A 10,065-nucleotide genomic window follows, 5' to 3' on the forward strand; every position below is an offset into this window, starting at 1 on the left:
TGGGGGGGAGGGGGGGGATTTCTCGGGGCCCGGAGGGTTTGTCCGAGGGGGTGGGGGGGGTGGGGGATCTGGTGGTGGCTGGCCAAACCGGCGAGCTGGTTCCCCCTGGAGATCCGGAAAGTCTGGCTGAGGGGATGCGGGGGTTTCTGATGGATTTGGCAAAGGGCAAACGGTTCGCTCAGGCGGGGAACAAGCGAGCCAGGGAGGCCTTTGATCTGATGGGGATGGTGGGGGCTTACGAAGCGCTCTTTGAGGCGGTTTTGGTTGAAAAAGGGGGGGGGTGTGGGAGAGTACCCCGCTGAAATCTCAATTGTTTCCCAGCGGATGGCTCGTGGGGAAAAGTCCGGAGAATTTCTTGGCCTTTTAGGAGACCTCTACCATCCCTTCTGCAACCTTTTTGACCCCGGATACGAATACGCGAAAGCTGTTGGAGCGGTTTTGTTCCAGGTCGAGATGGGGGCCGATGGCGCGGGAGCCCGCCATTTTTTGATATTTGTTGTCGGTGAGTCGTTTGAGTTCCTCTGCTGGTTTAACCAGGGTGTCGGGAGTGCGTAGATTTTTTTTGTTTTGGTGGTGGGAAAGTTTGTTTTCCGTTAATGCCAAACCATTTTCTACAGCCTTGAGATCCCCTAGATACCAACTTTCCAGTTCCCGACAGGCAATGCGGACCAGGGCATCGCTCTTGCCGGAATCAGTGCAGATTTTTGCCAACTTTCTCTTGATTTGTATGCAGGAGCCTCGATCCTGATCTTGTAGGATGATGAATCGGGCATTGGGTGTGAGCCAGTTTTTCAATCGATTGGGTAAGCGTTTTTCGAGATCCCGTTTTCCCCGGAAAACCACATAACGAGGGGTGATTTCCTCGGGCAATATCCGAGGTAGGAGCCCATCCAGCATTTCCCGGGCAGAGGGTTCTTCCAGAAAAAAGACCAGCTCCACCATCAGGGATCTACCCCTGGAAAAAGTTCTTCTGACCACAGATATCCCATTTTTTCCCCGTCATCATTCATGAAGGCTGCGATCTGTTTGTCTAGGCTCGCTCGATGAATTTGGGTGTAACCATTTTCCTTGGTGAGCCAAAACACCTCTTCAAGCTCGGCGGCATTCAATAGGTCGGGTGAGTGGGTTGAAATGAATACCTGTCCACCTCGGATGGCATATCCCCGAAACTCTTCAGCTAGTTCCAGCAGGAGCTTTGGGTAGAGTTGGTTTTCAGGTTCTTCTACACAGAGCAGGGAGTGTGGCTCGGGGTCGTGGAGCAGCACCAAATAAGCGAACATTTTAATGGTGCCATCCGAAACATAACGGGCTAGAAAGGGATCCTCAAAAGCGCCATCCTGAAATTTCAGCAGCACCCTTCCCTCTTCGGTGGTTTTGGAAGTGACCTGGGTAATGCCGGGCACGCGATCAGTCAATTTTTTTAGAATGGTTTTAAATGTCTCCAGATGATGTTCATGGAGATATTCAGTTACCAAAGAAAGATTTTCTCCCTCCCGGGAAAGATGTTCAGCATATCCCACTTCCTGTTCGGAGCGCGCCCGGTTGATGTGAAAGTCGGAAATGTGCCAGTTTTCGATCAGATCCCCCAAAGCACGTACGGCAGGGAACTCCTGGAACTGGGACAATCCTCTAACTGCAAGAATATCGGGGGATTTGAGGGATTGTTTCTTTCGTTCCAGTTGGGAAACATCTTCCACCTCCAGCAGCTCATTGGTTACCGCAAATCCTGATCCTTCCTTGAAATCCAGAAAATGCCAGGGTTGTCCATGGGAGCCCCGACGATATTTGAGAATTTCTCGCTTGACAACGGCTCGTTTATTCTCTTCGCCAATGGAAAGGTGATAAGTGACCAGAGGCTTGTTGGGAGCGACGCGAAATTGGAGTTCGATTTCGATGGGGCCGGTAGAATTTCGGCTGCGGACTTCCAATATGCCGCGACTGCCTCCCAGCTTTGTCAGAGCAGTGCGGACGTTGCTGTTCAGGGCTTCTTTTAAAAAACCGAATACTTGAAATAGGGTGGATTTTCCCGTGCCATTGGCTCCCACCAAAATGCAAAGAGGAGGGATATTCTCCATATTTACATCCTTGAAAGCACGAAAATTTTTCAGTCGTAGCGACTCAATACGCATGGTCCACCATCGTGGGTTTTGGGTGCGATCATCTCATCCAAGTGTCATTATTGGTGGCTGTGGGTTGGTTTGCAATCCCCAGGGGAATATTCTCCACGGTAGGGCTGTTGGACCGTTCCTTGCGTCCCATTTAAGATAAGAGCCTTCCCGGATTGGGGTGAAGCATTCCTTTTTGGGCCATTTGGGAAAACCTTCTGCCACAACGCGGTATGGGGTATTGGTTTTTTGAACTTTTTGGTGTTTTGGTGTATTCTTTGAAAATAGGGGAATTGCCGTCGGATGGATTAAAATGGGTGGCATAAACTGCCGGAAGCCTATGATGGTTCCTTTTTGGTAGCGGATGGCGTTCAACGTTTGCAGCGAAGGTGTTGGCGGATGTCAGAGGAATTTCCAAAGCCGGATCAAAAGCGTCCATCCCACGAGCCTTGCCAAACACCGGATCATCCGGATGGGGAAGAGGCCAAAGGGGGGGCTGATGGCGGGGCTGATGGCGGGGCTGATGGCGGAAGTGCTGCGGCAGCTGGTAACGCCGAAGCGATCCGTCGGGCCAGGCGTCGGCGTCTTTTGAAGGGGCTCGCTGCAGGTGTACCTGCGGTGGTGACCCTCGCCAACGGGCGACTGGTGGCAGCCTCCAGCTCCATGGGGCAGTGCGTGTTGGGTAATCCCGCTCCTTCGGCTTCCCGTGCCGATAACCTGCGCTGCCTCGATTATGCCTCCGCCCAAACCTACCCCTCTGCCGATCACTATCTGCGCTACCCTGAGACAGATACCAACGTTTTCAACAATGTCGATATAAGCGGTGATGCCGATACCTTCGACTGGTGCATCGTCTACACCTATGGCGATGGCAGCCCTGCGGAACAGGATGCCGGTGGCATAAATCTCTTTGGGGCAGCTGGCCAAAACGGTGACCCGGCCGCCGGTTATTACGCCATGACCAAATCGTGCTGGACCTCCTTCGGTATGAACTACTGATTGTTCCCCTCCGGGCCTACCCCGTGCGTGACAAACCTGCATCCACCACCGCTGGCATCTCTTCCCCCACCCAGCCCCTTTGGGCCGCTCCCCTCTACCATCACTTTCTCTGGGGCCGCTTGGACCAGGATCATCTGCTGATGAATCCCCTCTCCGGCAAAACCCACCTGTTGAACGAACTGGCAGCTGAAATACTCACCGAGTTGGGCCGGGGACCGGCAACGGTAAAGGGGTTGATTGAGCGGCTGGATCTGGCTGAGGAGGAAGTGGAGGCCTGGCCCCAGTTTTTGCGGGTTTTGGATGAATTGGATCGCTTCGGCCTGGTCACCCCCATGGATCCGTTATGAAGCTGGGGGAGCTGTCAGCCGCTGAAATCACCTCGCGTCTTAAAGGCTTGGGATTACGCTGGCAGCTGGGGCCTTTCACAGTCGAACTCAAAGGAGCCCCACCCAACCTGGCCGATCAGCTGCGGCTGATTTATGGGGAGCATCCGCTGTTCCGGGAACCCTGGCAGGAGGTGGCTGATTTTCATGTGCGACTGCTTCCCGGGCGGGGGGTGCGGCGTTGGCTGCGGCCCCAGGTTCATTTTTATATCGACGGCCCCTCTCCATTCGCCCCCTTTCCCCGGGATCACGCCTTGCCGTTGTTGGAGTGGGGGCTCAATTTTTGTATCGCCAGCCGGGCCAACCACTATCTCCTGCTCCATACCGCTTCGCTGGCCCGGGGAGAGCGGGGGCTCATTCTGCCCGGGGTGCCGGGGAGTGGTAAATCCACCCTGGCAGCCGCCCTGGCGCTTTCCGGATGGCGGCTTTTTTCCGATGAGTTTGCCCTGATTCGGCCTGACAACGGCGAGATGATTCCCCTGGTGCGTCCGGTCGCCCTGAAAAATGAATCGATTCCAGCCATTCGGGCATATCATCCCGGGGTGCAGCTGGGGCCTGCCTTCGATAAAACCCGCAAGGGCACGGTGGCTCACCTGCCCCCCCCCGTTGGGAGTGTGGCTGATATCAACCAACCCGCCACCCCCACCTGGGTCATCTGCCCCCGTTATCAACCCGACGCCCCCACCACCCTGACCCCCTTGCCAAAATCCCAAGGCGCCTTGCGCATTGCCGCCAACGCCTTCAACTATGAAATTTTAGGTCCACGTGCTTTTGAAGTTGTCTCCCAAATGGCCAAGGGGTGCCGTTTGTTTGAACTGAGCTACAGTGACCTGGCCGAAGCGGTTCAGGTGATTGAGGGCTTGGCGGCAGAAGGGTGAGGGAGAAATCTGGGATGAAGCCAGGGGCACACAGGGAAACGTGGAGTGGGCGATGGGTCCGGATGACCGCCTTTCTCTCCCGGCTGGGATGCGCTTCTGTGCTGGAAAAAATTTGGCGGGGGGTGGGGGCGCTGTTTCCCTCTCTGGCCGATCCCCCACACCTGCTGGGGTTGTTGGCGCTCAAGGGGGGCAAGCCCGATCTCGCTCTGACCCGGGTTCGCCAAGCGGTGGCATTAGCGCCTGAGCAGGCCCTCTTTCACAATAGTTTGGGCAATGTGTTGAGCGGGCTTGAGCAGCAGGGGGCAGCGGAAGCCGCTTACAGAGAGGCGATTCGGCTGGATCCGGGATTTTCCCAAGCTTACTTCAATCTGGGGGAAATCTATGACCAAACCCGCCGCTTGGATGAAGCCGCCCACAGCTTTCACCGCGCTCTTCGCAGCAGACCCCGGTTTCGCACCGGCTGGTTTCGCTTAGGGCAGAGCCTGACAGGATTGGGCCGCTTTCGGGCGGCGGAAAGAGCATTTCGGCGGGCGGTTGAAATGGATCCCGATTTTTATCCAGCCCTGTTTGAGTTGGGCTGCGTGTTGGAAAATCAGGGGCGCTTTGCGGAAGCCGAAACGGTTTTTCTAAAAGTGATCAAGGGGGATGCCAGCTATGGCCCTGCTTATTTTCAGCTGGCGCGTCTGAAGCGGTTTGTGCCGGACGATCCTTGGGTGGGGAAGATGGAGGCACTTTTGGCGGGTGGAACGCTGCCCGATGAGAGCGCCCTCTATCTCTGGTTTGCCCTGGGTCGCGCTTATGAGGATATCGCCTCGGCTGAAACAGAGACTCATACCAGTCATACCAGTTCTGGTTTAAACGTTGAGGATGTTTTTCTTGGCAGGAAAGGTCAAAACCGTGGGGGCTTGCCCCCACACCCCCGGGGGGGTGTAAACCAAAATCAAAAGAAAGATCAAAATCAAGATCAAAAGAAAGATCAAGATCAAAAGAAAAATCTTGTAAAGCAAAGTCAAAACCGTGGGGGCTCGCCCCCACACCCCCGGGGGGTTGTAAACCAAAATCAAAAGAAAGATCAAAATCAAGATCAAAAGAAAGATCAAGATCAAAAGAAAGATCTTGTAAAGCAAAGTCAAAACCGTGGGGGCTCGCCCCCACACCCCCAGGGGGTTGTAAACCAAAATCAAAATCAAGATCAAAAGAAAGACCAAAAGAAAGACCAAAAGAAAGACCAAAAGAAAGACCAAAAGAAAGACCAAAAGAAAGACCAAAAGAAAGACCTTGGAGGGAAAGAATTCCCCCCAATCCCCCCCATCTTTTTTTTTAATAGTATAAAGTCAAAATCAAATGATAACTTGGAAGTTTTAAATCACTCTTTTGATTGCTATCTACGAGGCAATGCCATCAAACGACGAGGAATTCAATTTGATTTAAACCAGGAAATGGCCTGGATAGAACAGGTTTTAACACACTTTGATAACGCATTCATGACGCAATGGTCGGATACGGAAATTGGAAATCCTTCCCAACTGCCCATTTTTATCGTCGGCATGCCCCGCTCCGGCACCACCCTGGTGGAACAAATTTTGGCAGGCCACAGCGCAGTTTATGGCGCTGGAGAGTTGAACCTGGTGGATCGACTGGCCAGAGAGGGAGCCAGGCAGGGAACGCCAAAAGGAGAGTGGCCACAAGGGTTGGGGGATCTGGATAAGGCGGGTTTTGCCGAGCTGGGCAGACGCTACCTCAAACAACTTCGCAAGCGTGCACCCAAAGCCCAACGCATCACCGATAAAATGCCCATCAATATTTTGCATCTGGGCTTCATCCACCTAATACTGCCCAACGCCACCATCATTCACTGCCGTCGGGATCCCGTGGCTACCTGCTTCAGCTGCTTCAAAATCCCTTTTTGGGGCTCCCAGGAATTTGCCCATGACCTGCGGGAGCTGGGTCTTTACTATCACCTTTATGATCGCTTAAACCGCCACTGGGAAAAGAGGCTCCCTGAAGGACGGGTGTTGGACGTACAGTATGAGACACTGGTAGAGGATCCGGAGGGGACGGCGAAAAAAATGTTGGCCCACTGCGGCTTGGAGTGGCAGCCCAAGTGCCTGAATTTCCACAAAAGCCAACGACCAGTACGCACAGCCAGTTCCATCCAGGTCAGAAAGCCTGTCTATGCCAGCTCCATAGGCGCATGGAAACCCTACCAACACCGCCTGGGACCGCTATTGGAAGCGCTAGGGCCTTTAATACATGATTGATTTTAAACTATTGAAAAAAAAGAGGGGGGTTTGGGGGAATTCCTTCCCCCAAGATTTTTCCTTTGATCTTAAAAAAGCAAAAGCGTGAAAACAGAGTCACTCTTCTGCCAACTATTGCAAACCCCAACCCTCTTCATCGATCTCACGATAGCGGAGCAGGATTTGCTGTTGCGCCAGCTTCGCAAGGAAGGCCTCCTCGCCAGTTTCGATGCCCGCCTGCGGGAGGTGGATTGCCTGGGGAAGCTACGCCCCAAGGTGCGGGATATTTTGGCTGGGGCTTATGTCGTAGCCCAGGAACACGCCCGGATGATCGCCTGGGAGGTCAATCGTATTGTCCGAGCGCTCCACGGCAGTGATCAGACCATCCTGCTGCTGAAGGGGGCGGCTTATGGGGTGGCGGGGCTTGCCATGGCTCGGGGGCGGATTGTGGCCGATGTCGATTTTTTGGTGCCCCGGGATCGCCTCGATCTGGTGGAGGAGCGCCTGACCGCCCACGGCTGGCGCACGGTTCCCCTGCACACCTACGATGAACGTTACTATCGGGAGTGGATGCATGAGCTGCCCCCCATGCAACATTGGGAGCGGCTGACGGAAATAGATGTTCACCACACCATTCTCCCCCCCACCGGGCGCTTCAATCCGGATCCCGGGCTTTTATTGGAATCAGCCACCCCTCTGCTGGCCGGTCAGGGATGGGAATATGGGGAGTGGCCTGAGCTGGCCCGGGATTATCAGGGGCCGAAAGCCATGGCCGGCGCTGTGTGCGGGGTGTGGCTGCCAGCACCGGTGGATATGGTGCTCCACGCTGCGGCACAACTGTTCGTCGATAGCGATTTTGACCGGGGCATGCGGGATCTTTACGATTTGGATCAGCTGCTGCGGGATTTTGGCCGGAAAGACGGTTTTTGGGCTCTTCTGGTTCCAAGAGCCCTACAGCTGGATCTCATTCGACCCCTCTATTATGCCCTGCGCTATACCCACCGTTTGCTGAACACCCCCATTCCAGCTGAAACTTTGGCAGCCGCCCGGGTAGGGGCTCCCACTTGGATGGTGGGTGTGGTGATGGATCTGTTGGTACAGCGGGCTTTGCTTCCCAGCCATCCGGAGGAACGGGAGCGGTGGGGCGCTATCGCCGGGGGGCTGCTTTATATCCGCTCCCACTGGTTGCGGATGCCACCGGGGCTTCTTTTTGCTCACCTCTTACGCAAGGGCCGGCGACGGTTTGAGGCGGATGTGCGGGATCGTTGGGCTTTTTGATCTAAGCGGTCGCGGTCGGCTGCCGGAGCGGGGGATCCTGGAGGGAATGAACCGGGTCCAGCGCCATCGGGGGCCGGACGGGGAGGGGGTGCACCTGGAGCCGGGGGTGGGGCTTGGGCATCAGCGCTTGGCCATCATTGATCTTGAGGGGGGCCATCAACCCCTCTTTAACGAAACCGGTGATGTGGCGGTTATCCTCAACGGCGAGATCTATAATTTTGCCGCCCTTACCCGGGAGTTGCAGGAGAGAGGCCATCAATTCGCCACCCGCTCCGACACCGAAACCCTGGTGCATGCCTGGGAGGAGTGGGGGGAGGGGTGTCTGGATCGCTTGGAGGGGATGTTTGCCTTGGCCATTTGGGATCGCAGGCAGGCGACTCTCTTTCTCGCTCGGGATCGTTTGGGAATCAAGCCCCTTCATTATGCTTTGCTTGGGGATGGCTGGTTGCTCTTCGCCTCGGAGTTGAAGGGGATCATGGCCCATCCCGGTTTTCGGCGGGAGCTGAATCCACAAGGGGTGGAGAGCTATTTTGCCTACGGTTATATCCCGGATCCCCTGACCATTTTTTCCGGGGCTTCGAAGCTTCCCCCCGGCCATGCCCTGACCCTCTCTGGCTCTGCCAACGCTTCTTCCGATCCCTCCTCTTGGGACATTGTTCCCCGGTCTTATTGGCATCTTGATTTTAGCGATGGGGGTTCTGCCGATTTTTCCCCTGGGGCTGCCAGCACATCCAATTCGGACGCTTCGTTTGAAGCTGCCAGTGAGGCTTTGTTGGTGCGGCTGGAAGCGGCTGTTCAATCCCATCTGGTATCGGATGTGCCGGTGAGTGCCTTTTTATCCGGCGGGGTGGATTCCAGTGCGGTGGTAGCGTTGATGGCCCGCTTGAGTGGGGAGCGGATTTCGGCCTGCACGGTTTCCTTTGATGATCCCCGTTTTGACGAAGCCCCTCATGCGGCCAGGTTTGCCAGGGGGTTGGGGATTGATCATCGGGTGGAGCGGGCAGGCTCGGACCATTTTCAGTGGTTGGATCATCTGGCGGGGGATTATGACGAACCCTTTGCCGATCCTTCTGCGCTTCCCACCCGGGTGGTGTGCCAGATGGCTCGCAAGGGGGGCAAGGTGGTGCTTTCGGGGGATGGGGGGGATGAAGTGTGGGCGGGGTATGATCGCTATCCTTTTTTTATGGCGGAGGAGCGGGTTCGGGGGATGGTGCCTGGCATGATCCGTGCGCCTCTTTTTGGTCTGCTGGGTCGACTTTATCCCAAGGCGGATTGGGCTCCCAGGATGTTTCGGGCCAAATCCACCTTTCAATCTTTGGCTATGGATTCGGTGGCGGGTCATTTTCATGGGGTGTCGGTGGTTTCGGATGTTTGGCGGCAGCGGCTTTTTACGTCGGAGCTGAAAAAATCGTTGCAGGGGTGGCAGGCGGTGGAGGTTTTGCGTAAGCATGCTGCTGACGGTCCTGACGATCATCCTTTGCATCGGGCGCAATATTTGGATTTGAAAACTTTTTTGCCTGCCCGGGTGCTTACCAAGGTGGATCGGGCTTCCATGGCGTGGGGGTTGGAGGTGCGGGTGCCGTTGTTGGATCATCGTTTGGTGGAGTGGAGTGCGGGTTTGCCGTCTGATTTTAAGTTACGGGGTAGGGAGGGGAAGCGGCTTTTTAAAAAGGGGCTTGTTGGGCTTTTACCGCAGGAGGTGATGGCGCGGCCCAAGATGGGTTTTTCTCCGCCTTTGGCGGATTGGTTGCGGGGGCCGTTGCAGGGGCGTGTGGGGGAGTCGCTTTTGGGGGAGCGGTTTGGGGATTGCGGGTATTTTGATCGAAAGGTGATTCAGGGCATGATTCAGCAGCATCAGAAGGGTTTGGCAGACCATGCGGCTCCCCTCTGGAGTTTGTTGATGTTCGAAGCTTTTCTACGTCGGTTTTGACTTTAACTATTAAAAAAAAAGATGGGGGGAATTGGGGGGAATTCCTTCCCCCCAAGGTCTTTCTTTTGATCTTGATTTTCCATATTCAGCGGGTTTGGGGCGCAGCCCCAAGGTCTATCTTTTGATTTTGATTTTCCATATTCAGCAGGTTTAGGGCGCAGCCCCAAGGTCTATCTGTAACTGCTCTCCCCCTATTTGATTTTGCCAGCCAAAGCGATTTGAATGGCGATCAATGGGTTGACTCCCTGTTGA

The 10,065-nt window shown here is 55.2% G+C and carries 9 protein-coding genes; 7 read left to right on the forward strand and 2 right to left on the reverse strand.

All coding sequences use genetic code 11. The features are described 5' to 3' along the window. Positions 1-38: 38 nt before the first annotated feature. A complete protein-coding gene (locus HQL52_18995) occupies positions 39-302 on the forward strand; it encodes a hypothetical protein (protein ID MBF0371530.1) in 264 nt (87 codons plus the stop codon). Between the two features lie 61 nt (positions 303-363). On the opposite strand, the gene HQL52_19000 is transcribed toward HQL52_18995, so the two are convergent. Together HQL52_19000 and HQL52_19005 are read right to left on the reverse strand one after the other, a co-directional pair. Further along, a complete protein-coding gene (locus tag HQL52_19000; protein MBF0371531.1) occupies positions 364-942 on the reverse strand; it encodes a DUF4276 family protein in 579 nt (192 codons plus the stop codon). Beyond that, positions 942-2,129 (reverse strand): AAA family ATPase, encoded by a 1,188-nt coding sequence (locus HQL52_19005; protein ID MBF0371532.1) that lies wholly within the window; start codon positions 2,127-2,129, stop codon positions 942-944. The genes HQL52_19000 and HQL52_19005 overlap by 1 nt, the downstream gene beginning before the upstream one ends. Positions 2,130-2,504: 375 nt before the next feature. Here HQL52_19005 and HQL52_19010 point away from each other — a divergent pair, with 375 nt between their 5' ends. The 6 genes from HQL52_19010 (at position 2,505) to HQL52_19035 (ending at position 9,813) form a co-directional block, all read left to right on the forward strand. Next, the gene (locus HQL52_19010; GenBank protein ID MBF0371533.1) at positions 2,505-3,104 is read left to right on the forward strand and encodes a hypothetical protein; all 600 of its coding nucleotides are present in this window, start codon (positions 2,505-2,507) and stop codon (positions 3,102-3,104) included. A 23-nt stretch (positions 3,105-3,127) separates the two neighbouring features. Next, positions 3,128-3,451: an HPr-rel-A system PqqD family peptide chaperone gene (locus tag HQL52_19015; protein ID MBF0371534.1), complete on the forward strand. Its 324-nt coding sequence runs from the start codon at positions 3,128-3,130 to the stop codon at positions 3,449-3,451. Beyond that, positions 3,448-4,365 (forward strand): HprK-related kinase A, encoded by a 918-nt coding sequence (locus HQL52_19020; protein ID MBF0371535.1) that lies wholly within the window; start codon positions 3,448-3,450, stop codon positions 4,363-4,365. Before HQL52_19015 ends, HQL52_19020 begins: the two co-directional genes overlap by 4 nt. A 62-nt stretch (positions 4,366-4,427) precedes the next feature. Continuing rightward, positions 4,428-6,626, forward strand: a complete 2,199-nt coding sequence (locus tag HQL52_19025; GenBank protein MBF0371536.1) for a sulfotransferase — start codon at positions 4,428-4,430, stop codon at positions 6,624-6,626. A gap of 84 nt (positions 6,627-6,710) precedes the next feature. Beyond that, positions 6,711-7,883 (forward strand): nucleotidyltransferase family protein, encoded by a 1,173-nt coding sequence (locus HQL52_19030; GenBank protein MBF0371537.1) that lies wholly within the window; start codon positions 6,711-6,713, stop codon positions 7,881-7,883. Then, the gene (locus HQL52_19035) at positions 7,858-9,813 is read left to right on the forward strand and encodes an amidotransferase 1, exosortase A system-associated (protein MBF0371538.1); all 1,956 of its coding nucleotides are present in this window, start codon (positions 7,858-7,860) and stop codon (positions 9,811-9,813) included. Before HQL52_19030 ends, HQL52_19035 begins: the two co-directional genes overlap by 26 nt. Positions 9,814-10,065 lie beyond the last annotated feature (252 nt).

This window comes from Magnetococcales bacterium, assembly GCA_015232395.1.
Taxonomy (GTDB): Bacteria; Pseudomonadota; Magnetococcia; order Magnetococcales; family JADFZT01; genus JADFZT01.